Source organism: Mycobacterium sp. IDUB_37 (assembly GCF_055419245.1).
Genome location: NZ_JBVAXG010000001.1, coordinates 997,397 through 1,020,647 on the forward strand (window position 1 = coordinate 997,397; position 23,251 = coordinate 1,020,647).

22 protein-coding genes and 2 pseudogenes are annotated in these 23,251 nt (G+C 63.7%); 11 read left to right on the forward strand and 13 right to left on the reverse strand.

Going from position 1 to position 23,251, the window contains the following annotated elements; genetic code table 11:
- Window positions 1-136: 136 nt before the first annotated feature.
- The 3 genes from ACZY1I_RS04575 to ACZY1I_RS04585 all read left to right on the forward strand — a co-directional run bounded on the left by ACZY1I_RS04575 (window position 137) and on the right by ACZY1I_RS04585 (window position 2,795).
- Window positions 137-1,102 (forward strand): GlxA family transcriptional regulator, encoded by a 966-nt coding sequence (locus ACZY1I_RS04575; RefSeq protein WP_463753064.1) that lies wholly within the window; start codon window positions 137-139, stop codon window positions 1,100-1,102.
- A 62-nt stretch (window positions 1,103-1,164) separates the two neighbouring features.
- A complete protein-coding gene (locus ACZY1I_RS04580) occupies window positions 1,165-2,172 on the forward strand; it encodes a helix-turn-helix transcriptional regulator (RefSeq protein WP_463753065.1) in 1,008 nt (335 codons plus the stop codon).
- A 17-nt stretch (window positions 2,173-2,189) separates the two neighbouring features.
- Window positions 2,190-2,795, forward strand: a complete 606-nt coding sequence (locus tag ACZY1I_RS04585; RefSeq protein WP_463753066.1) for a hypothetical protein — start codon at window positions 2,190-2,192, stop codon at window positions 2,793-2,795.
- 6 nt (window positions 2,796-2,801) lie between these two features.
- On the opposite strand, the gene ACZY1I_RS04590 is transcribed toward ACZY1I_RS04585, so the two are convergent.
- Window positions 2,802-3,512 (reverse strand): hypothetical protein, encoded by a 711-nt coding sequence (locus tag ACZY1I_RS04590; protein ID WP_463753067.1) that lies wholly within the window; start codon window positions 3,510-3,512, stop codon window positions 2,802-2,804.
- A gap of 113 nt (window positions 3,513-3,625) precedes the next feature.
- Between ACZY1I_RS04590 and ACZY1I_RS04595 the strand changes: the two genes are divergently transcribed.
- The 6 genes and pseudogenes from ACZY1I_RS04595 to ACZY1I_RS04620 all read left to right on the forward strand — a co-directional run bounded on the left by ACZY1I_RS04595 (window position 3,626) and on the right by ACZY1I_RS04620 (window position 9,675).
- Entirely contained in the window at window positions 3,626-4,246 is a 621-nt protein-coding gene (locus ACZY1I_RS04595; RefSeq protein WP_463753068.1) for a TetR/AcrR family transcriptional regulator, read from the forward strand.
- A gap of 208 nt (window positions 4,247-4,454) precedes the next feature.
- Window positions 4,455-4,892 (forward strand): CHAP domain-containing protein, encoded by a 438-nt coding sequence (locus tag ACZY1I_RS04600; protein WP_463753069.1) that lies wholly within the window; start codon window positions 4,455-4,457, stop codon window positions 4,890-4,892.
- A 153-nt stretch (window positions 4,893-5,045) separates the two neighbouring features.
- Window positions 5,046-6,437 carry a triacylglycerol lipase LipY gene (lipY, locus tag ACZY1I_RS04605; protein ID WP_463753070.1) on the forward strand — a complete coding sequence of 464 codons (1,392 nt, stop codon included), beginning with the start codon at window positions 5,046-5,048 and terminating at the stop codon, window positions 6,435-6,437.
- A gap of 20 nt (window positions 6,438-6,457) precedes the next feature.
- Window positions 6,458-7,165, forward strand: a pseudogene (locus tag ACZY1I_RS04610) (BadF/BadG/BcrA/BcrD ATPase family protein); the annotation flags it as partial.
- Between the two features lie 99 nt (window positions 7,166-7,264).
- The gene (locus tag ACZY1I_RS04615; protein ID WP_463753509.1) at window positions 7,265-8,161 is read left to right on the forward strand and encodes an N-acetylmuramic acid 6-phosphate etherase; all 897 of its coding nucleotides are present in this window, start codon (window positions 7,265-7,267) and stop codon (window positions 8,159-8,161) included.
- Complete coding sequence (locus ACZY1I_RS04620) at window positions 8,161-9,675, forward strand: serine hydrolase domain-containing protein (protein ID WP_463753071.1); 1,515 nt, start codon at window positions 8,161-8,163, stop codon at window positions 9,673-9,675. The genes ACZY1I_RS04615 and ACZY1I_RS04620 overlap by 1 nt, the downstream gene beginning before the upstream one ends.
- A gap of 197 nt (window positions 9,676-9,872) precedes the next feature.
- Here ACZY1I_RS04620 and ACZY1I_RS04625 read toward each other — a convergent pair whose 3' ends face one another.
- From ACZY1I_RS04625 to ACZY1I_RS04650, 6 genes are all read right to left on the reverse strand, one after another.
- Window positions 9,873-10,604, reverse strand: a complete 732-nt coding sequence (locus ACZY1I_RS04625) for a M15 family metallopeptidase (protein ID WP_463753072.1) — start codon at window positions 10,602-10,604, stop codon at window positions 9,873-9,875.
- Between the two features lie 34 nt (window positions 10,605-10,638).
- On the reverse strand, window positions 10,639-11,868 hold the full coding sequence (locus ACZY1I_RS04630) for an amidohydrolase family protein (protein ID WP_463753073.1): 1,230 nt from the start codon (window positions 11,866-11,868) through the stop codon (window positions 10,639-10,641).
- Window positions 11,869-12,077: 209 nt separating this feature from the next.
- Window positions 12,078-12,734: a TetR/AcrR family transcriptional regulator gene (locus tag ACZY1I_RS04635; protein ID WP_463753074.1), complete on the reverse strand. Its 657-nt coding sequence runs from the start codon at window positions 12,732-12,734 to the stop codon at window positions 12,078-12,080.
- Complete coding sequence (locus ACZY1I_RS04640) at window positions 12,731-13,945, reverse strand: cytochrome P450 (protein ID WP_463753075.1); 1,215 nt, start codon at window positions 13,943-13,945, stop codon at window positions 12,731-12,733. Before ACZY1I_RS04640 ends, ACZY1I_RS04635 begins: the two co-directional genes overlap by 4 nt.
- 72 nt (window positions 13,946-14,017) lie before the next feature.
- Entirely contained in the window at window positions 14,018-15,817 is a 1,800-nt protein-coding gene (locus ACZY1I_RS04645; protein WP_463753076.1) for a serine/threonine-protein kinase, read from the reverse strand.
- Between the two features lie 70 nt (window positions 15,818-15,887).
- Complete coding sequence (locus ACZY1I_RS04650; RefSeq protein ID WP_463753077.1) at window positions 15,888-16,397, reverse strand: N-acetylmuramoyl-L-alanine amidase; 510 nt, start codon at window positions 16,395-16,397, stop codon at window positions 15,888-15,890.
- Between the two features lie 79 nt (window positions 16,398-16,476).
- On the opposite strand from ACZY1I_RS04650, the gene ACZY1I_RS04655 reads away from it, so the two are divergent.
- Together ACZY1I_RS04655 and ACZY1I_RS04660 are read left to right on the forward strand one after the other, a co-directional pair.
- Window positions 16,477-16,671 (forward strand): hypothetical protein, encoded by a 195-nt coding sequence (locus ACZY1I_RS04655; protein ID WP_463753078.1) that lies wholly within the window; start codon window positions 16,477-16,479, stop codon window positions 16,669-16,671.
- A gap of 196 nt (window positions 16,672-16,867) precedes the next feature.
- The gene (locus tag ACZY1I_RS04660; protein ID WP_463753079.1) at window positions 16,868-18,265 is read left to right on the forward strand and encodes a flavin-containing monooxygenase; all 1,398 of its coding nucleotides are present in this window, start codon (window positions 16,868-16,870) and stop codon (window positions 18,263-18,265) included.
- Window positions 18,266-18,290: 25 nt separating this feature from the next.
- Here ACZY1I_RS04660 and ACZY1I_RS04665 read toward each other — a convergent pair whose 3' ends face one another.
- The 6 genes and pseudogenes from ACZY1I_RS04665 to ACZY1I_RS04690 all read right to left on the reverse strand — a co-directional run bounded on the left by ACZY1I_RS04665 (window position 18,291) and on the right by ACZY1I_RS04690 (window position 23,212).
- Window positions 18,291-18,671, reverse strand: a complete 381-nt coding sequence (locus tag ACZY1I_RS04665) for a hypothetical protein (protein ID WP_463753544.1) — start codon at window positions 18,669-18,671, stop codon at window positions 18,291-18,293.
- Between the two features lie 4 nt (window positions 18,672-18,675).
- A pseudogene (locus ACZY1I_RS04670) lies at window positions 18,676-18,825 on the reverse strand (AMP-binding enzyme); the annotation flags it as partial.
- 464 nt (window positions 18,826-19,289) lie between these two features.
- The gene (locus tag ACZY1I_RS04675) at window positions 19,290-20,453 is read right to left on the reverse strand and encodes an NDMA-dependent alcohol dehydrogenase (RefSeq protein ID WP_463753081.1); all 1,164 of its coding nucleotides are present in this window, start codon (window positions 20,451-20,453) and stop codon (window positions 19,290-19,292) included.
- A 27-nt stretch (window positions 20,454-20,480) separates the two neighbouring features.
- A complete protein-coding gene (locus ACZY1I_RS04680; protein ID WP_463753082.1) occupies window positions 20,481-21,278 on the reverse strand; it encodes an SDR family oxidoreductase in 798 nt (265 codons plus the stop codon).
- A gap of 122 nt (window positions 21,279-21,400) precedes the next feature.
- Window positions 21,401-22,033: a TetR/AcrR family transcriptional regulator gene (locus ACZY1I_RS04685; RefSeq protein WP_463753083.1), complete on the reverse strand. Its 633-nt coding sequence runs from the start codon at window positions 22,031-22,033 to the stop codon at window positions 21,401-21,403.
- A 54-nt stretch (window positions 22,034-22,087) separates the two neighbouring features.
- Entirely contained in the window at window positions 22,088-23,212 is a 1,125-nt protein-coding gene (locus ACZY1I_RS04690; RefSeq protein WP_463753084.1) for an NAD(P)H-dependent amine dehydrogenase family protein, read from the reverse strand.
- Between the last annotated feature and the right edge of the window lie 39 nt (window positions 23,213-23,251).

The window sequence follows — 23,251 nt, forward strand, 5'->3', positions numbered from 1 at the left end:
TTTAGGCGACGAGCGGATTGCGCGCTGTCAGATTTTCAGCGCCGCCGCGCGGGAAGCCGTACGGCTGACTGTCTGCTATGACATAGATAGGGCATTTTCTGCCAAGAAAGAAGCCATTGGACAACCGAGGGGGCTCATGCGGGCCAGACGTGTAGTCATCGTCGGGTTTCCTGGCGTGCAGTCCTTGGATCTGTCCGGTCCCTACGAGGTGTTCGCCGAAGCCGACGCCTACCGCGTCGAGGTTGCGGCGCCGCAGGCTGGAACCTTCAACGCCGAATCCGGGGTCGGGTTATGGGCTGACGTTGCGCTCGCCGACCTTCGGGGTCAGATCGACACCCTGATTGTGGCCGGTGGCTACGGCGTGTTCGAGATGATCGAGGACCCCGCATTCGTCAGCCAATTGCAACGCGCAGCGAAGAAATCGCGCCGCGTTGGCTCCATCTGCACGGGGGCTTTTGCGCTGGCCGCCGCCGGGCTGTTGGAAGGCCGTCAGGCAACTACTCATTGGCGCTTCAGCGATCAGTTGCAAAGCTCTTACCCGGCAGTTGTCGTCGATTCCGAACCCATCTTCATCCGGTCGGACAACGTCTACACCTCGGCCGGTGTCACCGCGGGAATGGACCTGGCGCTGGCGCTGGTCGAAGAGGATTGCGGTCACCAGGTTGCCATGACGATCGCGCGCGAGTTTGTGCTCTTCATGCGACGGCCGGGCGGCCAGTCCCAGTTCAGCACCGCCCTGGCGGCCCAGACTGCGGACCGCGAACCATTACGCGAACTGCAGGCCTGGATCGTAGACAACGTCAAAGCCGATCTGTCCGTCGAAGCGCTCGCCGCACGGACGCACATGAGCCCACGCAACTTCGCCCGCGTATTCACGCGCGAAGTAAGTCAAACCCCGGCTCGCTACGTCGACCAGATCCGGGTCGAGGCCGCACAGCGTCGACTCGAGGAATCAACCAGCACACTCGACGACATCGCCCACCAGTGCGGCTTCGGCAGTGCCAACTCGCTGCGCCGCTCGTTCCTACGGGTGCGGGGTGTGTCGCCATCCGACTACCGCCAGCGCTTCAGCAGGCACACCCTGATCAACGAGCCGTCGTGATGGCAGAAAATGTTGCATGTATGTCATAGCGGACAGGGCCGCCGCTTCCTAGGGTTGAGTTTGTGCAGAATGGGCAACGTCAAGCGCGGGTCATTCACGCCGTGCCGGAATACGACGCCCGACTGGTGCTGCGGACGGAAACGGTGACGGCGTGGGACGTGGAGTGTCAAGGCCTGTGCCGAGGTAAGGCAGCCGAAGAGCATGCGTCAGGTGCTCGCATCGCCTTCCCTCAGCGCGGTGTGTATGTGCACTCCGTCGGCGGCAAAGACTATGTGGCCGACGCGAATCACATGGTGGTCACCAATGCCTATGAGCCCTACCGAGTCAGTCATCCGGTGGCCGGCGGGGATGCGACCTTGACCCTGGCTGTTGATCCGCAGACGCTGTTGGAGCTCGCACCGCCCGAATACCGTTATGCGCGTGAGCGTGCCGCGCTCAACCGATCTTCGGTGCGCGTTGATGCGCACACCCAACTGTTGGCGGCGCAACTACGTCAGCGACTGCTGCGACGAACCATCGATCAATTGGAAGCAGAGACGCTCGCACTTGATCTGGTTCGACATGCATTGGGAAATAAGGCATTTCATGTCGAACGTCCGGGCAACAGCCGCCCCGAGGTAATGGCTGACGACGTCAAGATGCTGCTGGCGGCCGATCCAGGCCGACGCTGGACGTTGGCCACGATTGCCGAAAAGGTCAGTGTTACACCGGTTTACCTGACCGACGCCTTTCGTCGCGTCGAGGGCGTCCCGCTCTACCGCTATCACCTGCGCCAGCGGCTTGGATATGCGCTGAGCCTGCTGCCGGAATGCGAGGACCTGATGACCCTCGCCGTCGAGCTCGGGTTTCATAGTCACAGCCACTTCAGCTCGGCCTTCAAGAAGACCTTCGGGTACACGCCGACCGAATTCAAGAGATCCATCCTGGTGGAAAGCAGCCGGAAGGTGGCGGATCCGGACATTGACAGCGGATCTTCCAGCAGCGCACGGATGTACGTTTCGCAGAACGTCTCCTGTGGATGCGCAGAGACGTCCGATGCCTGTGACCTGTCGGCGAGCGCCGTCGCCTAGGTCACTACTCTCCCGGCATGCCAATTCTTGGAGACGCCACCACCGTCATTGCGCGACTGTCCAGGGCGACGTCCAACGCCCTACGCGTCGATCTCGTCGACACGGTCGGCACTGATTTGGGGCGCGCTCAGCAAAAAGATGGTGCCGCAGTGCTATTCGGGTTCAAGAACGGTGGTAAAGCCGACTACACGTTGTCGACTTCCGGGGGCGACCAACTGCAGATAGCGGTGGCCGGAACCACGACCATCACCAGGCAGAACGCCCCCGTGGGGCGAATCGTGCCGGTCGATGGTTCGGCGCGCTTCGAGGACGCGGGTGGGACTGTCTTGGCGACTATCCAGCCGCACTCTGGCTTCAAAGCCGACAGTGCCTGGCATCACCGGATATTGACCCCGGCCGGCGAGGAACTTGGTTTCCTCAGCTTGATGACCGTTCACACGGCATGGAGTGACATCCGGAACGAGGCGTTGCAGCGGCTCTTCAACCAGAACTACGCCAGTTTGAGAGCACCCTCGGCCGGTGCGATGCTCACTCTCCGCGCGCCCGTCGCTCCGAATTTCGGCGATGTGTTGGCCGCGGCCTGCGTCGACTTCTCGGTGCTGCCCCGCGGGTACGTCGCGTAGCAGCCGTTAAACGCCTGGCTTCCTTGACGACTGAGCCTCATGTGGCATCGCGAGTGCGGTTCCCAGTATCCAGGCAAACAGGAAGGCCGGCATTGCGGTGATCGAGAGACCCTCGAGCGACAGCGGCCCGTCTTGAACGATGAATGCGGCGAGGAGTAGCGGATGTATTGCCGCGGCGGCTATCGCGAGGTGAGCGGTGTAGTGCGGAAGTACCCGAGGGTGGCGGTATACCGCGACCGCGAATGACCCCAGCGCCACGACGGTGGGCATCCCCGACATCGCCAGCAGCCCGAAGGTCAGGTCGTACAGCAGGGTCGAAGTCTCAGCGCTGTGGGGTCGGTAGAGCAGCAGATCGAACGCCGTGAATCCGCTGAGCAACAGGATCACGCACCCGATGAACCCGCCCGCGAAACACATTGGCACAGTCGATCTCGCGGGAAGTCGGTCGCGCAGGTGAGTCCAAACAGCGGCGCCGAAGATCAGCCAGACGGTGACGCCGGCGGTGTCGAGCAGCATCGTCACGACTAGCCGGGCGTGATGCGTCGCGGCCCACTGCGCCAATGCGGTGCCCGACGTCTGGGTTCCGGGGAATGACCAGATCGGATAAAACACCAGCGAGATCGCGGGGAGTGCGAATCCGATAGTGCCGGCCCAGCGCGCCACGCGCGTCGAACCCCAAGCCTGCTTGTCGACGAGCGCCATGCTGCTGTCGGTCACACGTCCTCCTGGCCAGTAGTCTTACCAGTGGTTAGTTCCGTCGATGGGGGCCAGTCTGCCGCAACCGGCGGAACTTATCAATGGTTAGATTGGCCGTCGTAGAGTGGCGGACCATGACCACGGATGCGAAGCGGCCCTATCATCACGGGCGGCTCGAGCGAGCGGCGATTGACGGCGCGGTAGCGGAAGTCGAGTCCGTCGGGGTCGCAGGGGTGAGCATGCGCCGCATCGCTCGCCGCGCGGGCGTTTCCCATGCCGCGCTGGCCTACCAATTCGGCGACAAGCCCGGGATCTTCACCGCGGTGGCAACAGAGGGATTCCGACTCCAAGCGGAGATGATCGGCGCAGCCGCGACCGGCCCCAATGGATTCTTGCAAGGAGGCCAGGCCTACATCGCTTTTGCCCTGGCACACCGCGGCCACTTCGAAGTGATGTTCCGCCCCTACCTTTATCGGGCCGACGACCCAGAGCTGGTGGTCGCAAGAGCAGCGGCTTTCGACATCCTGTACGACACCGCCCGTGCCAGTCTCACTTCACTTCGCTCGGGCAAGGTGACCGACGAGGGTGTCCGCGGTCTCGCCATCGCAGGCTGGTCGCTATCGCATGGATTCGCCACTCTGGCGTTGACTGCCAACATGTCCGAGCAACTCGACGCTGACACTTCCGCGTTGGCCGCGCAGTTCACCCAGGGCGTTGTCACGCTGGGAGAACTGGCGAAGCACCAAACGACCTAGCTCGACCCCTCAGTCGCACCGCGTGTCCGGTGCCTCGTCCCGGGGCCCTCCTTTCCGGAGTTGTGAAACGAATTCCGGTTGCCCGGCGATAACAAATATGTAACGGGTTGGGGTGCGTCAGGCAGGGGGGTCAATGAAGACCAGACTGAACACTAAGCGAGTTGTGGCCGCCCTAGCCGTGACCAGTGCATTGTCGCTGGGAGCTGCAATGGCGACGGGGCCGACCAACGCGGACACGGTGAACAACCGGACCAAAGGCGCCACCACCGACCACAATCCGCTCACCGGCTCCGAGGGCTACTGCACCTGGGGAGCTCAAGAACAGATACGCGAGCACACCGGCTACTACGTTCAGGCACTCACCGGGAACGCCGAGGTTTGGGCCAATCAGGCCCAAGCGGCTGGGTGGACAGTCGTCGGCGAACCAGAGCCCCACTCAGTAGCCGTCTACAGCAGCGCGCTGGTCGGGGGAGTCGGGCACGTCGCCTGGGTCGAGGCGGTCAACGGCGGCGACATGACGATCACCGAAATGAACTTCGGCCCGGGCGCCAGCGATGCCAACGGATATCGCACTGCGGGCTTCCACGAATTCAGCACGCGCAACGCGAGAGCTGTCCCAGGGATGAGCTTCATCCTGATCCCCTGACGCGCCGCTTTGGTGGCCAGCACCCATCTGTAACTTGGTAAATCACGCCAAAACGCTTCATGACGCCCCGGCGTCGGCATAAGCTCCGGCTACCCGGAGATCTGTATTGGCTCGGCAACTGGGAGGTTGCCTCGAGGGGGTGGGAGCGGCTCGATGTCCTCTTTAATCGCTTTTCCGGACGTAATGGCCGCCGCGGCAACAAATGTGACGTCGATCGGTACCGCGGTGGCGACGGCAAACCAGGGCGTGGCGAGCGCCACCACCGGTGTGCTCGCCGCGGCTGAGGACGAGGTGTCTGCGGCCATTGCGGCCTGGTTCTCCGCCCACGGCCAGGGCTATCAGGCGCTGAGCGCACAGGCCGCGGCCTTCCAAGAGGGGTTCGCACAAGCCCTGGGCAACGCGAGCGGGACGTATGCCTCCGCCGAAGCGAACAATGCTGCGCTGCTGGGGTCCTTCGAAGGGGCTGCGGCCTCCGTCGAGCAGGAAATCCTGCAGGTCCCCGCAAACCTGTTCGCCGGCGTCGCGCGGGTGGGCAACTTCTTTTTCAGCGAGATCTTCGGAACGATTGCTGCTCCGCCCTTGCTGCCCGGGCAGATCGGCACCTATACCGGCAACCCGTCGCTGATAACCAGGTTTGAAGAGGGTCTGCTGTACCCGTTGAAACCGCTGCTCAGCCTGTCCGGACTCGACAATTACCTGGCAACGCCGGGGAACCCGGTCCTGCAGCTAATAGCCAGCGACATCCCCCCGCTTTCGTGGTTTATCGGCAACTCCCCGCCACCCCTTCTGAATTTGCTGTTGGGGGAAACGGTCAGTTACTCCACCTCTGATGGAATGAGCATCGTGCAGATCACGCCGGCTCATCCAACCGGTGAGTACGTCGTCGCGATTCATGGTGGCGCGTTCATCTTTCCGCCCTCATTTTTGCACTGGATCCATTACTCGGTGATGTCGTATCAGACCGGTGCGACAATTCAGGTACCGATTTACCCGTTGATACAAGAAGGAGGTACTGCCGGCCTGGTGGTTCCTCAAATGGCAAACTTCATCGCTTCTCAAACCGCGCTGCACGGGTCCTCTAATGTCAGCGTCATCGGGGACTCTGCTGGCGGCAACCTAGCGCTGGCGGCTGTCCAGCAGATGGTGATCAACGGTAACGTGCTGCCGTCAAGAATGGTGTTGCTGTCTCCGTGGCTAGACTTGAGCATGAGTAATCCGAATATTGGTTTAGTCCAAGATCCGCTGCTTCCCGTCGGGCTTGCGCAACAATTCGGCAAGCAATGGGCGGGCAATCTTTCGGTGACGAATCCCATGGTTAGTCCGCTGTACGGCAATCTTGCGGGACTCCCGCCGACGACCGTCTATACAGGAAATCTGGACATACTTTCACCTGATGCGCTTGTGCTTAAGCAACTTGCTGCGAACGCCGGAGCCAATATCAACTTCGTGCTAGCCAACGGCCAAATACACGACTGGCTGATTCTCACCCTGGATGGTCCCCGGTACTGGCACCAGATCAACACCGAACTCGGTATCGCGGCCTGATCGCGAGTGAAGTAAATCGGGTGATCCTCGGGATAGACCTCGGCAAGACGTCTTGTCGGGCCGCGTTGGGCGGTCGCAGGATCGACGGTGCGGGAGCGCCGGGGCTTGCTACGCCCGGCGGGGTGCGGGCCGCAGAGTCGGCAATCTTGAACGTGGCGAGCCAGTTGGGGCCGGTCGACGAACTGATCGTGGGCGCGGCCGGTGCTTTGGCGGCGCCGGACGCGGCACGCGCTTTGGGCCAAGCGCTGCTGAGCTCTTTGCGTGTCGCGCGGGTCGCGGTGACTAGCGACGCGGTGATCGCGCACGCCGGCGCGCTGGACGGCAAGCCCGGCGTCGTACTGATCGTGGGCACCGGTGTCGCGGCACTCGCCATCGGCGCAGACGGCGCGCTGCGTACCGCCGATGGTTGGGGTGCATGGCTGGGCGACGAGGGTGGCGGCGCCTGGATCGGCACCGCTGGCCTGCGTGCGGCGTTGCGTGATTTCGACGGCCGCGGACCGTCGACCGCGTTGACTGAGGCGGCGACCGCCCGCTTCGGCCCGCCGAGAACCTGGCCGGTGCAGCTCACCGATACCGCAGCGCCCGCGTCGTTTGCACCGGAGGTCCTCGCCGCCGAAGACGACGCGGTGGCGGTGGCGATTGTCAGCGCCGCCGCTGAGGCGCTCGCCGTGACCGCTCGCGCAGCCGGCGACGGCCCGGTAGCGATGGTCGGCGGCCTGGCCGAGGTGCCAGCGCTCCGAGGGCAGATCGACCTCGTCGCACCCGTGGGCGATGCGCTCGATGGCACGTTGCGGCTCAGTGCTATTCACGAATCGCTGGTGATCCGGTTGCGGGCTGCCAGTGCGCCGAACAGGCTTGACACACTCGCCACCGAGGGCGTCAGGCCGGACTTGCACGACCTCGACACGCGGCCCATCGGCGAGGTTGTGGCGCTGCTCATCGCCGCCGAAGGTGAAGCGCACGGCGCGGTACTTGCGGCGGTGCCGCGAATTGCAGCGGCAGCGGAGGCGATCGCCGCCCGACTCGAGCGCGGCGGCCGGTTGATCTACGCCGGAGCTGGAACGCCCGGTCGGCTTGGCGTGCTCGACGCTGCCGAGTGCGGGCCGACGTTCAGCACTGATCTGGTGCGTGGCGTGATTGCTGGCGGGCCGGCGGCGCTGACCCAGGCGATCGACGGTGCGGAAGACGTCTTCGACCCCGCAGACCTCGCCGACCTGACCGCAGCCGACGCGTTGGTCGGGATTACGGCATCGGGCCGCACACCGTATGTGCTTGGGGCGCTTGATTATGCACGCGCGGCAGGTGCGCTGACCGTGGCGATCGTCAACAATTCGGCAAGCGAGGCCGCTGCCGACGTGGTGATCGAATTACTGACCGGAGCCGAGGTGCTGGCCGGTTCGACGCGACTGACCGCCGGGACGTCGCAGAAGGTGGTGCTCAACGCGCTCTCGACGAGCGTGATGATCGCGCTCGGTAAGGTCTACGGACCCCGGATGGTCGACGTGCGCGCGACGAATGGGAAGCTGCGCCGGCGCATGGTGCGCATCGTGCGTGACGCCGCCGGCGTTGACGAGGAGGCCGCTGCGAACGCGCTGGCTGCCGCGGGCGGTCACGCCAAGACCGCGATCGTGGCTCTGCTGGCGGAGGTCGACACGGCTACGGCTGCGTCGAGGCTGGAGCGGGCGCGAGGCCGGGTGCGCGACGCGCTGGCGGTGCGGTCCTGATGCGGATGGAGTTGCGGAAAGCCGTGGCGGCCGCAGCCGCCTTGATTACCCTCATAACGGCCTGCTCGCATGCCGCGCAGCCGACGGAAGCGGACGGCGGACCGTCGATTGTGGCTCAAACACCAACTCGCGTAACGGTTTCCAAACTACCGGAAGTGGCTTCCGCTCCCGGCTTCGCGAGTGTTTCGAAGTTGATCAACGATGCGATCGCGGCCCAGAAGCTGCCGGGTGCGGTGGTCATGGTGGGCCACGATGGCGCTATCGCGTTCCATCAGGCGTACGGCTCGCGCAAGCTCGCCAGCGAACCCGGGCTGAACGGATTGCCCGCCCCGGCAGAGCCGATGACCGAGGATGCGATCTTCGACCTTGCGTCGTTGACGAAGGTCCTGGGGACGGCACCCGCGGTCATGCAACTCTACGAGCAGAACAAAGTTGGTATCGACGATCCAATTCAGCATTACCTGCCGGATTTCAACGCCGCAAACGATCCGCTGCGCGCAAAGGTGACCGTCCGCATGCTGCTTACGCACACGTCGGGCGAACCGGGGGATGTGGAACTCAAAGACCCGTGGGGACTCGAGCGGGCAGACAAAACCGAAGGCATCCACCGTGCGCTCACGACGCCGCTGCAGTCGGGGCCGGGCGACGGCTTCCGCTACTCCGATATCAACTTCATCATCCTCGGCGCGTTGATCGAAAAGATCACCGGCGAACCAGAAGACCTGTACGTCGAGCGCAATGTGTTCGATCCACTTGGATTGGAAGACACTCAGTATCTTCCGCCAGCCAAAGCGTGTGGCCCGCATACGATTAGGGGCGTTGCGATCGGATGGGCCGCCGCGCCGAGCGGGGGGCAAGCCACCTGTCCGGAGGGTAGCTGGAGCACCGATATGTTGCCGCGCATCGCCCCGACAGCTCGCGACGAGGACAGCAGAGCCGACCCGCGCAAGAATCCGGACATCGATCACTTGCTTTGGGGCACAGTGCACGACACGACGGCGCGGCGGATGGGTGGGGTAGCCGGGCACGCCGGGGTGTTCTCGACCGCCCGCGATATCAGCAGCTTTGCCCAAGCGCTACTTGACCGACTTGCGGGCCGCCCGAGCCAATTCCCGTTACAGCAGTCGACTTTGGCGGCGATGACGTCTCCGCAGCAACCCGGTCACACCTCTCGACAACTGGAAGCTGCCCAGGCCGCAACCCGGGAAGCCGTCGCGAAGAAGCCGAATACCCGCGATCCGTTGCTCGCTCCGCGTTACCCCGCGATCGCGGGGCAGAACCTGCGCGGCTTCGGCTGGGACATCGATACCGGCTTGTCCGGGGTGCGTGGCATGGTCTTTCCGATCGGTGGCTTCGGCCACACCGGCTTCACCGGAACCTCGATTTGGCTGGACCCCGGCTCCAACAGTTACGTTGTGCTGCTGTCGAATTCGATTCATACGCGAGGTAGTCCGCCGATGTCGGATCTTCGTGGTGAGGTGGCGACGGCGGCGGCGCGGGCATTGGGTCTCTAGCGGCTACAGGTTGCCGCTGCTAGTCACATTGGTCACAGTGGCCACTGCAAAGATCGGCATGACCGCTTCGAGAATGCGATATCGCCGGCGATATCAGGTGCTTGTTCGGCTGTTTGATATCACCGGTGATATCGCATTTTCAACTCGACTGGCGGTCTTCTCGCAGGTGCCAATGTGGTTGCTGTGACTAAGGCGGGTCAGGGCCGTTCGAAGTGCTGATAATCCGGAGTCCTCCAGAAGCCACCCCACTGCCAACCACGTTCGGTGAAGACCTGCTCGGTGGAGTCGCCGCCGTGGATGACTCCCGGGTCGGTGCGGCCGCGGTCCAGATAGGCGGCCGCGTTGCGCGGCTCGAAATAGCCGGTGGCGTAGAGGCACGGGTTCAGCAGGGTATTGATATCGATAGCCCGCCCGTAGGCGTGTGGAGACCATTCGTTGGTTTCGGGGATACGTCGGCAGTTGAACGCCGAAGTGTTGTTGTCCTCCATGGATAACTCATCGTCGGCATCCGCGTAGTGATCGACCGTCTGGATCTTGTCGATCGGATAACGCAGTAGGTGCAGTTGCCCGAAGATCGCGATGACATCGGGCACCAGGTCTTCATGCACGATCAGATCGCCGCGATGGTTCTGTCCGTCGAGACCGAGGTAGTCGACATTGACCCGCCGCAGCTGTTCGGGCTCGACGGGGCAACCCGGTCGCCAGGTCGTGCCGAGTTCGGCGGCGGTGATCGGTTGCACGGTCGCCGCGCCGACAACTGGCGACGGGCTCGGTGACACCGACGCCGGCGACGCCGACGACGACGCGGCCGCCGACGTCGTCGCGGAAGGTGTGGACGCAGCAGGCGGCGGCGCCGCAGAGCTGCACTGCACCAGCAGGGCAACCGCTGCGAGCAGCTGTGCCGGTACGAAAAGCCGCTTGGATGACATCACTGACGAGCGATCGTACCGAGATAGGTTTGGATCAGGCGAGTACGAGCGCGGGCACGTCGGGCTTGTGCACGATCTCGTTGGGAACCTTGAACAGGTCAACCATGTTGCCGCCCATCACCTTTCGCACGCCCTCCTCGTCAAGACCGTGCTTTTCGAGGTCGTCGACGAGGTTGATCGGGTCGGCGAGCCCCTCCGGGTGCGGCCAGTCCGAACCGAACATGACGCGGTCGATGCCGCACAGATCGGCCATCTGCTTGAAGTCGTCCTCCCAGAAGGGGGCGACGTATACGCAGCGTCGGAACGCCTTGATCGGGTCCTCAAGGAACGCCTGCGGCATCTTCGAGTAGACGCTTTCGAACTGGTGGAAGAGGTAGGGCACCCACGATGCACCGTTCTCCACCGACAGGACGCGCAGATCAGGGTTCCGGGTCAGGGCGCCGTGGCAGACCAGTGCCGCCATGGTGTCCTCGATGGGCCGTTTGCCCATCGCGACCATCCGGAACGCGGTTGGCGCGAACGGCTTGTACTCGTCGCCGGGTTCCCAGTCGTTGAGGTACTCGGAGTAACCGCTGTCCGAGGCGTGCATCGACACCGGGATGCCGGCCTTGACGCACGCGTCCCAGAACGGGTCGAACTCGGGCAGGCCGAGGGAGCGGGTGCCGCGATACCCGGGCACCGGCGCGGGCCGGACCAGGACGGTCTTGGCGCCCCGCTCAAGGCACCAGTCGAGTTCCTCGAGGGCGCGATCGACGCTGGCCAGGTTGATCACCGGGGTGGAGAAGATGCGGTCTTCGTAGTTGAACTGCCAAGTCTCATACATCCACTGGTTCAGTCCGTGGATGATGTCCAGGATCAGGTCGGGGTCGTCTTTGAGGCGTTCCTCGACGAGGGACGCCAGCGTCGGGAACATCAGCGTGTAATCCAGGCCCAGCGAGTCGAGGACCTCCAGGCGTGCAGCAGGATTGCGGAATGCCGGGATAGCCTTCATGGGCTTGCCCATCACCTCGCGGAAGCTCTTGCCGCCGCTGCCGTGCCGGAAGTACTCCTCTTGAGCCCCGGGTCGCGCAACCACCTCGAACGTCGGGTTGGGAATGTAGTCGCTGACCACGTTGCGAACCATGATCTTGGTGCGGCCGCGGACGTCGATGTAGTCGATGACACCTTTGCGGCGCTCCGGAAGGAACTGAGTCAACGCTTCTTTGGGCTCGTAGAAGTGGTTGTCGGCGTCGAACACCGGGTAGGAAAGATGGCGTGACGGCATGGTTGTCTCCTGGACGTCTTGTTTGCACGAAGCGGCAGTGACTCTCGCTCCGGTAATGACATTACCAGCTTCTAATGTAATGCGACACAGTAGTCAGTCGCGCCGGCGGCTACGCAGGTCAGCGGGTTGACCGGCCATGATGCCGGCTGCGCAGAGCCTCGCTCGGCAGGTGCTTTCGGACGCGCGAGAATGACGTTACCGACCTCGCTTCAGAGTTCGCGACTCGCGTTGATCAAGCCGGGAATGACGAAGTCGCGGAACAGCTCCCGGCGGTCCGTGGCCGGCATCTCAAGCCCGGCAACCCGTTCCATCAGGAGCATCTGCGCGACCCGCACCAGCCAGTCCGCGGTCGCGTCCGGATCGAGTTCCGCGCGTAGCTCCCCGGTGGTCTTCGCGGCCTCGACGTGCGGTCGCAGCACGTCGCGGATGCGATCCCGGAACGCTCCGGATGCCGAGGCCGACACCGCGATGGTCAGGCTCTCCGGTGAGAACAGGACGCTCAGCCAGCGAGAGTCCTCGACGATGCTCAGTGTTCCGTCGAGCGCATCCAGCAGGCGCTCGCCGAATGCTCCGTCACGCATCAGAGCCGATTCGGCGACCGCGATGACGCCCTCGGTCTCACGCAGCATCACGAAGGCCAACACGTCGTCTCGGGTGCCGAAGTAGCGGTAGACCGTCGTGCGGTGCACGGCAGCCTCTTTCGCGATGTCGTCGACGGTGGTTCGTCCCACGCCGCGCCGCTCGTAACAGATCTCGGCCGCGTCCAACAGGCGAGCTCTGGCCTCGTCGTCGTCGACGGGCGGGCGATCCCCCCAGGGCGCCGGGCGGGTGGGGCGATCGGTGAGTCGCAACTTGCGTTGCTTCACAGTCGAATTCCCGGATCGAAGGTGACATGCAACGCGTTCGGTCCGCGCAGTGTCGTGCCGACCTGGCTGGTGATGATGGAGGTTGCGGCGCGATCGGGATCGAGGGCGAGCCCGGGCAGTCGGTCGAGAAGGACGCGAAGGGCAACCAGCACTTCGGTGTTGGCCAGCCAGTTGCCGATGCAGCTGTGCGGACCCTGGCCAAAAGAGACGGCCGGCATCGCGTTGCGGGTGATGTCGAAATCGTCGGGCCGTTGGTAGACGGACGGGTCGCGGTGGGCGGCATTGATAGCGAAGATCATTGGTGTGAGCGGTGGGATTTCAATTCCGTGCCAAGTGGTTTCGACCGGGCAGACACGCGGCAGCAGACCGACCGCGGGCTCCCACCGGAGGCCTTCCCACACGGCGGCCTGCAGGTAGCGCTCGGGATCTGACCGCAGCAGATCGAGTTGGTCGGGATGGTTCAGCAGGGCGGACAGCACGTTGCCCAGGGCGTACGTCGTGGTATCGGCGCCGAGTGGAAAGAGCATCCGCAGGAACGTGAGAATTGCATCGTCGTCCAGATATTCGCCGTCGTCGGTCGTTGCGGTGACGAGCATCGAGATGATGTCACCGCCCGGGTTGCGCCGGCGTTCCGCGATGAGAGGCGTGACGTAAGCGCTGAACTCTGCGGCGCTGCTGATTGCCGGCTTTCGATCGAAGGCGTACTCGATCATGGCCTTGGCCCATTTCTGGATTCGGGCCTCGTCGTCGGTCGGGATGCCCAGCAGTCGGCTGATGGTCAACAGCGAGACGCGGTGGGTGAACTCGGTGACCAGCTCGGCGGACCCGCGGTTGGCGAACCGGTCGATCAACTCATTGACCACCGGTTCGATCACGGGCTCGACGTAGGACTGCACCCGCCCGCGCCGCAGCGGGGAGGACACCAGAGTGCGGCTGGCTCGATGCTGCCCGCCGGACATGCTCAGGATGGTCTTGCCGAAAACGGGTTCGGTCGTCATCGCGTACACGGGCGCGGCCGGAAAGGTCGCTTCGTCGCGGAAGGCGGCGCGGACAAGTTCATCGGTCAACAGCAGCACGGCGCTGGTGCCGGCGAACGGCACGACCGCATACGGTCTGCGCGCGCGCAGTCGCGCCAGCGTGGCGTGCAGGTCGGGGTGATCGTCGAACGCGAAGTCGACCCCGGTGATGTCGGGCGGTCCAAGGCTCGCCATGGAGAGAACTTTAGGGACGGTGCAACAAACTACGCAATATGTCGTACGTATTCGAAGCGTGGCCGGATTGGCCTACCCAGCCGCCTGCAGCGTGATCTCGGAGATCTCCGTCCGGCTCTCACCGTTGGTGGTGCCCAGCGTGGTGATCCACACCAGCACGTTGGAGGTCTTGGTGCGGTTGTGCACCTCGATGCGGTTATGTCCCGGCTGCAGCGACGTGGTCGGGGTCAACTCGACGGTGTCGGCCAACTTGGTCGGGGTGTCGCTCGACGAGGCGCGAATCTGGATCTTGGTTCCGCTGCTGGGGACGTCGAGCGACACAACGCTGAGCGCCGTCGGTTGGGCCAGGTGCAGCAGCAGGCCCATTCCACTGATGAACTTCGGGAAAGGGACCGCGTCCCGATAGGCGACCGTCGACCATCCGGTGTTGGGGTTGCCGTCGATCGCCAAGCCGGCGTCCTGGGGATTGTCGGGGTTGCCGTCGGGCGAGAACACGGTCGCGCTCACTGGCTTGACGATTGGACCGGGACCACTCAGCGGGCTGAATCCGTCGCGGAAATACAGGACCGCGCCAACAGTCACCGCGATCGCAGCCACGACGGCCGCGAAAGCGGCGATCCAGACCTTCTTGCGTTTCGGCGCCTTCTCGCGCCGTGGTTTGGCGGGGGTCTCTGATCGGCGTCGCTCAGGACGAACCCCGGCTGAAAGGTTGACGACCTTATCGGCATCGAGGAGGTCGCCGTCCCAACTACCGCTGACCTCTACCTCGTCCCCTTCGGTGAGCTGACCTGCGATGAGCTCGGTTTGTATCTCGACCGGAACGGGACCACGCCGGTCGCCCAGCGGCTCATCGGCGATCACGTCGAACGACAAGATCCCGACCTGACCGTGCGCACCGACCGCGGCGCGCTGGATGCGCCGTGCTGCCCCATGAATGGTCACGCGCTCAAGACGCTGGGTGGCCGGGCGTTCGCCCTGGCCGGATCCTGCACCGCGGCCCGACGTCTGCGGCCTGGGTGCGGTCGTGGGAGGGAGAGGCTCCAGTTGTGCGAGGGCCCGGGCAAATTCGACGCAGTTCGGATAGCGGTCGTCGGGGTTCTTGGCCAGCGCCTTGATCAGGACGTCGTCAAGGTGGGCGAGTTCGGGCCGGCGCTCAGAGATTCGTGGCGGCGGTGCGCTCAGGTGTTGGCTCAGCACGATCGCGCGATTCGAGTCGGTAAAGGGCGGGGCACCGGTCAGCAGATGGAAGGTCGTCGCTGCCAGCGAATATTGATCCGCCCGGCCGTCGAGCGGCTTGGCCAGCAGTTGCTCGGGGGCCACGTAGCTGATGGTGCCCACGGTGACGTTGGCTTGCGTGAGGTTGCTGACGTCGTCGATCCGGCGCGCGATGCCGAAGTCGGTCAACAACACCCGGCGCCGGAGACCATCGGAGGCGGTGACGAGGATGTTTTCCGGCTTCACGTCCCGATGGAGCAGGAGCCGCTCGTGGCCGAAGTCGAGCGCGTCAGCCATCGCTGTGACGATGTCCAGGACATCCTGTTCGGGCAGGCCGTCCGGGAATTGTTCGCGAACCAATTGACCCGCATCGGTGCCGTCGACGTAGTCCATCGAGATCCAGAGTCGGCCGTTGAACTCGCCACGATCGAGCACGCCGACGATGTGCGGATGCCACAAAGTCGCCGCGAGTTCGGCTTCGCGAATGAATCTCGCCCGGAACTCCTCGTCGGCCGCCGAGGCCACTGACAAGACCTTCAGCGCGTCGTGGCGGGGCAGGCGGGGATGCTGGGCGAGATACACCTCACCCATGCCGCCTTTGCCGACCAAGCGCTCAATGACGTACCCGGCGAATATCTCACCGCTTTTCAACGCCATGCCCGAAAGCCTACAAACCGTCGCGGAGAGCGCTTGTAAAGGTTCTATAAGTCCAGCTCAGCGTGTGCTTCTAAGCGCCCGCCTCGATGGCCGCGACTTTCGCGGCGGCTTCGGATCCGCAAAATGTCTGGAGTTCGACACGGCCGCCGGCGGCCAGCAGATCGTCGATGCGGCGTCTGAGGTCTCCCGAGGTGAGCAAGGCATAGAGGTTCTTGCCGGGGCACGAAGTGTCGGCCAGGTCGCGGTGGCCCGCCAACGTGCTGCTCGCGATGCCGTAGGTCTGGGCGGCCCAGGCGAACACGACGGCGGCCGCGTGCACCTGTGCCTCGGTGACAACCTCCCGATCGAAGTCTCCTTCGCACAGGACGAGGAAATGGCCCGTGGTGTCGTAGTCCGTAGCCGTGTCGCCCGCGATCGTGGGGCTGCGCAGTTCGTAGATGTTGCCGTCCCGGTCGACGCCGACGTGGTACGCGATGTCGATCCAGCCCAGTTGGTCCTGGTGGTATCGCTGGTCCTGGCGAAAGCGGGTCGGGCCGTTGCGGTTGTCCCCGAGCACCACAGCTTCATGGTGGAGCGTCATTCGGGTGATGGTGTGCGGCCGCCCGCCGGGGCGTGCCGGTCGGGCGCCCCAGGCATCTCGGCACAGCAACGCAGCAGAAGTGGCAATTGGGATCGGTGGGGGCGCAGTCGTCGGCCCGAGTGGGGCGTTCGTCGCCAGTGCGGTTGGCCCGGCAGGAGTTGGGTGCGACGACGGACCGGCCGTGTGGATCGGGTCTGCGGCCGGCGCGGACCTGTGCGAGCAGGCTCCGATCGTGGCCGCTAACCCGGCGCTGCTGACCAGCCAAAACAACTGACGCCGGTTGACGAATTCCGGGTGTTTGTCGCGCCGGCCGGGCGCACAGCCGTCCATTGCCCTGACGATACGGATATTGTCCGCGCAGGAAGCGGACCATTGTCGCGCGTCGCGGCGCACCTGGGCGTCAGAATATGGTTTGGACTGATCGCAGCGGCTTCGACTCATGAGGCGCTCGAGAGGGGGAGGAAGCCCGCATGACTGCCGAAGCAGTGGAGGAGACCACGGTCGTCGTCATCGGCGCCGGCATCACCGGGTTGGGCGCGGCGTACTACCTGCATGACAGCGGGATTGCCTACGTCGTGCTCGAAGCCAACGATGACGTCGGCGGAATCTGGCATACCCAGCGCTGGCATGGGGCGCGGTGCGATTCGGATTTCGTCAAGTACTCCTACAGCTTCAAACCGTTTCCGTCGTCGAGGTGCCTGCTGGATCGTGCCGAGATCCAGAGCTATCTGCGCTCGGTGGCTGAAGATTTCGGCCTGTTGGAGAACATCCGCTTCAACACGCGGGTCACTGCCGCGTCGTTCGACACCACGACGGGACGCTGGGTGGTGCAGACCCCACACGGCTCCATCCGGGCTCAGTTCCTGATCAACGGCAACGGCTATTTCGATCTGCCGCACGTTCCCCAGTTCCCCGGTACCGACAGCTTCGGCGGCGAGATAATCCACACCTTCGATCTCGATGCCGAACGCAGTTTCCCCGACAAGCACGTGGTGCTGGTGGGCAGTGGATCGACCGCGGTCTGTGCCGCGCCGGAGTTGGCGCGGGTGTCGGAGTCGATGACGATGGTGCAGCGCTCGCCGTCCTACATTTATGAGATCGAAAACAAGGCCACGCTGCTCATGCGGCTATGCCAGACCCTGTACGGCCTCGGGCTCCGGTTCCCAATGAAATTCCTGCGCACCTATCTGCAAGCGCGCGACGACGTCATCTTTGTCGCCTTTCGGACCTTCCCGCGGCCCGCGCGCTGGTTCTTCCGTAAGCACTGGGAAAAGACCGTCAGCAGTGAGCAACTCAAGCAGGACTTCTCGCCGTCCTACTCGCCCTGGGAGCAGCGCATACCTGTCGCTATCGGCCTCAAGGACGCGGTGCGTCGTGGCGCGGTGCAGATCAAAACCGGGTCGATCAACCGGTTCACGCCGACTTCGGTGGTACTCGACGACGGCGAGGAACTGCCGTGCGACGTTTGCGTACTAGCCACCGGCTTCGAGTTGGAGTTCCTCAAATTCGACCTGCGCGTGGACGGCAACAAGATCGAGCAGGCCGGCATCAATTTCTACAAGGGCATCATGTGGGGGGGAGTGCCCAACTACTTCCAGCCGGTTGGTGTGTGGCACTCGGCGTGGACGCAGCGCTCGGAGACCGTCACCCGGTTCGCCGTCAGGATCATCAGACACATGGCGGACGAACAGTTGAAAACCGTCGGGATCGATCGCGAAGAGGTCAGCTACTGGCCGCACATCACTCCCAATTACCTGGTGCGCGACCTGCCGAGACTTCCTCGGCTCTACGCTAGCTGGGAGATGCCCACCTTCGACAATCTAATGGGGCGCTACCGCTTCGCGCCGCACAAGCTCAACTTTCACTAGCGCGTCGCGATCGCCAGCGCGGCGTTTACGCCGCGTGCAGCGGGTCGCGACCATCGGACGAGACCGAATTACGCACTCCCACAGCAAGACCCACCACGGTGAAGACGGTGGTCAGCACCGACGCGGCACGCACCCAACCAGCGTCCTTACCCTCCCGGCCGGCCAGCACGTTCGACACGGTGTCGAGACCGTCGCAGACAGCGCCCATCCATAGCGCGGTTTGTTGGGCCGGCCCGGCAACCGTCGCCGCGCCGATCACCATGTCGCGGGCTCCGAAAAGACGAGCGATATAACGACTATCGGCAGAGGCGCCGGCCTCAGCCACCCTGCCGTGTTTAGCGAAGGCTGCCGGATAAAAGTAGGCGGCGGCGCCTCCGGCGGCGCGGGACATTCCAATTACGGCCATTATGGTCGCCCTCGCGGTTCGCATCACCACGCGGCACCACCGCAGCCGCGACCACCGTTCCGTCGACACCGCTTTCGGCACCGAAGACATATGCCTCGAGCACGCCCTCGCAGGCGGCCAGCGCCCGTTCGACCTCGCTGGGAGTGATGTTGGTGCTTACCGAGACGCCCCTTCTCAGGGCCTGTCGCACTGCGTCGACGTCATCCGACACGACCCGGTGCCGAGTAAGCGTCGTTGAAGGACACGTCTTGATTCGGCTCGCCGGTTGCTGTGAGGGTCCTGACTCAGTCGCCGGCACACCGGCGATGCTGTCCGGAATGCATCGCGCACTGCGCCGGCCGCCACAAGCCGTCGGTCTAGGCGCATAGTTGAACGAGCGGTGACCGCCTGCTCACTGTTGCTGTGTTCCGCGATCGTGGCCTCGGGTAGCGCCGCACGTGACCAGGCATGCCAAGACGTTCGGTCATCACGATTGCGTTCAATCGACTGTCGAGCGGTCGCTTTGGGAGATCGAACTGCCGGGGTTTGGTTGCCACTCTGTATGGGGACCATTTGCTGAGGAATCCGACAGCCACCGAGTAGACATGCCGGGCCGGGGGTTTCTAGGGCGAAACCGGTTCATGCAAAAGCGATTACACCCCGCAGGTTCCGGCCGGCCCGCAGGTCTTTCATCGCTTCGTTGATGTCATCGAGTTTGTACATCTGGGTGACGAGTTCGTCGAGTTTGATCTGGCCTGCCTCATACATCGACAGCAGGCGTGGCATGGCCTCGCGCGGGTTCATCTCGCCGTAGAGCACGCCCTTCAACGTCTTGCAGGAGCTGACCATGTCACTGAGGAGCAGCGGCACCATCATGTCGGTGATCTTGGCCATGCCGGTCAGTACGCAGGTTCCGCCCTTGCGCAGCAGCATCATCGCGATCAGCACCATGTCCGGAGGTACGACATTCGGCGTCATCACAACCCGGTCGGCCATCACGCCCCAGGTGATCTCCTTGACCAGTTCCAGCGCGGCGCCCGTGTCGACGGCCGTGTGTGTGGCCCCGAAGACCGGTGCCATCTGGCGCTTGAATTCGTTCGGGTCGACCGCGACGATGTGTTTGGCGCCAGCCACTTTCGCGCCCTGCACCGCGTTCATGCCGATTCCCCCGACACCGATCACCACGACGGTATCGCCCACCTCCGTGCCGGCGGCGATCGATCCTGATCCGAATCCCGTTGTGACACCACAGGAAACGAGTGACGCCGCCTCCAACGGGATCCAGTCGTTGATCTTGACCAGCGAGCGCTCCGAGGCCACCACGTATTCGGAGAAGGTGCCGACCTGCATCATGGCCATTAAGTCTTCGCCGTCGAGGTGTCGACGGCGGGTGCCGTCGGTGGTCATCGCCTTGTCATAGATGTCTGCACCCACATCGCACAGATAGGTGCGACCGGTGGTACACCATCGACAGTTACCACAGGCAGGAAAGAACGAGATAGCCACGTGGTCAACGGGTTTCAGAGTCTTCACTTCGGGACCGACGGATTCCACGACGCCGGATCCTTCGTGGCCACCCAGCATGGGGAACCACTCGGGCACACGAACGCCCGCCGCCCGCATCATCTCTTCCATCTCCGGGGTCGGCACACTGTCTCCGCTGCGAAAATGCTCGTCGGAGTGGCAGATTCCCGCGTAGGCCATTTTTACCAGCACCTCGCCCGCATGCGGGGGATCCAGTTCGACCTCGGTGACTTCCCAGTCGAGCCCGACCCCGCGCAGCACAGCTGCTCTAGACTTCATTTGACGTCTCCTTCGAAGGGTCGTGGGTCACCAGTTACGGAGTTCCTTCACCGCATCAGACGTTCGCGGTGCAAGCGTCATGTATGGAATGAAACCACTTCTGCCACAACGGATTATATTGTGCACGACGTTGGTCAGATGGTCGGCGTCGATCAGCCCACCCACCATGTATTTGTGCTCCATCCAGAACCTGATGGCCTTTTCCAGGACGTCGGGATCCCAGCTCTTGTTGAACTCGGTCATCGAGTCGCCGGTGCCGCCGATACTGTCGCCCACGGCCAGGCGGGTGAAGCCGATCTCCGGGTGCTCGATGCGCCAAGCCTCAACGAGCTTGTCCAACGCGCCCTTGGTGACCGCGTATGACCCGAGCATCGGCCACGGCGTGGTGTAGGAAGCGCTCAGCGATGACAAATAGATGGCTGAGCCGCGCGCAGCTACCAAATGTGTTGCCGCAGCAGCGGTCACCAGCGATGCGCCGGTGACGTTGGTGGCGAACAACTGTGCCCACTGGTCGGCGGTTACCTCCTGCAACGGGGCCAGAATGCCCATGCCGGTCGTGTACACGAGGGCATCCAGGCCGCCCAGCGCGTCAGCCACCTCCGTTATCGCCCGCTGGCAGCTTTCTGCCACAGTGACATCACACGCAATGGCGACCGCGCCGTTGCCTGCCTCCTTTGACGCGTCGACCAACCGGTCGTATCGACGGGCCAGCAGTGCGACGTGGGCACCGCGCTGGGCTAACCCGGTGCCGATGCACCGGCCGAGGCCCGACGAGGCGCCGACGACCGCAACCCGCAATGGCCGTGCCTCGTCATTGAGTGGCATGGTTCTCCTTGTCGCAAAGGGCTGAGAGCGAGGTTATCAGTTAGTGGAGGAACTATATTCAGTTAGTGGAAACATGCATTTCCATACGGGAAGCCCAGCGTTCGCGACCGACGTTTGAGCAACTACCGTCGCACTACTTGTCGCGGCTCGACGGCGAACGACAGCAGGAGCCGATCGAGGATCTTGGCGGCTCGACGGCGCGCCCTGGCGGGATCTGCTGCGTGCACGACCAGTCGCGAAGCCTCTTCGAGTGCGGCGACAAGCATGTGTGTCAGCTCCCCGACGGGCTGGTCGTCGATGACGCCCTCGGCGATTGCCTCGCGGACCACGTCGTTGATCAGGGCGATGCTGTTGCCTTCTTGGATCTCACGCAACGCTTGCCAGCCCAGTACCACCGGGCCGTCGATCAGCATCACTCGCTGCACTGCGGGTTCCTGTGCCGCTTCAAGGAATCCGTGCAGGCCGCTAGTCAGTCGTTCCCACGGGTCCGCTCCGGGCGGCGGAGCGGCGATGGACCGAAGCGTCAGCTCATTCTCGACATCTTTGAACACAGCGCGAAACAGCTCGGCCTTGTCCTTGAAGTGGTGGTAGAAGGCGCCGCGCGTGCCTACGCCCGACTTGGCGACCAGGTCGCCGATGCTGGTGTTGAAGAATCCCTGTTCCACGAAAAGTTCCCGACCCGCGTCGATCAGATTTAGACGCGTCTGCTCGCCACGGGCACGTCGATCGTCGTCCGCCCCACCGCGCTTCGCCATGCCGCCGATCCTAGCAACATTCAGCTTGCATGTTGAGTGCCGATCCGGGCGCTGTCAGCGCACAACACCGCGAACGGTCATGAGTCCCAGGTCGGCGTGGGACTTGAAACCGGGTGGAGCATCGCAAATGGCGGGAATGGTGTTCACCGGTTCCATGGCGGTCCAGGCGTAGCCGACGTAGCCGGGCTTCGCGTGTTCCCGCGCATCCTGGCTGCCTCGCAGGATGAGCTCAGTGCCTGGGTCGCCTTCAATCACCACGCGGTAGTGGTAGTAGGGCTCCCAATCAGGCTTCGGGTCAATGGCGTCGTGTTCAACGAACGAGTAGAGCTCGTGCAAGGTGATGAATGGCCTGCCGGCCACCCACGCCGTCCAGAGATGATGCTGGGATGCGACGGTGCCCTTCTTGATCACGCCTTTCAGGCCGGGCATGTCCATATCCTGAGACCCTTCGTATGGGATATCGCGGGTTGCCGTGCCGAGCTCTACCGCGGTCGTGAACTTCTCGACGGTTTCGCCCAGTCCTTCGACAACCATCGTCAGCGACTGTGCGAACAATGACCAAGCCTCTTGGAAGAGATTGCCTTTCGCGAACTCGGCCGGGCTCTTTCCGAACCCCATCTCATCCAGGTACTTCAAGGTGTCCTTGTTGAAATTCACGGCCTCGTAGATGTGAATGTGGTCAGTCTTCCCGACGATCCGGGCCAGCGTCAGGACGAGCAGGTCCGCCGCATAGCCAGGGTGGATGCCGCCGCCATGGAATGAAGTGCCGCCGGCTTGGCACGCCGCTTCGATCTTGTCGATGTCGGCGCTGTTGGATTCGGTCCGATGCCACCACGCACCGCCGGAGGCTACGACGCTCTTGCCTCCGCGCAGCAGCCGGCAGATCTCGTCGACGTCCGACCACAGCGGCGCGTAGAACACGCAATCCGCATCGAGTGCCTCCAAGGCGGACTTGTCAGTGGTGGCGAGCACGCCGATCGGTTCCACCCCGACGAGCTCGCCGGCGTCCCTGCCGACCTTCTCCGGGCGGTTGCAGAGCACCCCGACGACGTCGTAGACAGGGTTGTGGGCGAGGTGGCGTAGCGCCAGCGTGCCCACATTGCCGATGCCCCACTGGATCACGCGATACCGTTTCGCGGTAGGCGGTGTGCTGGATCCCAGTGTCGATGCCAGCGTCATTGTGTCTCCTTCGTGCGGCGGTCCCTACCCGGAGAACCT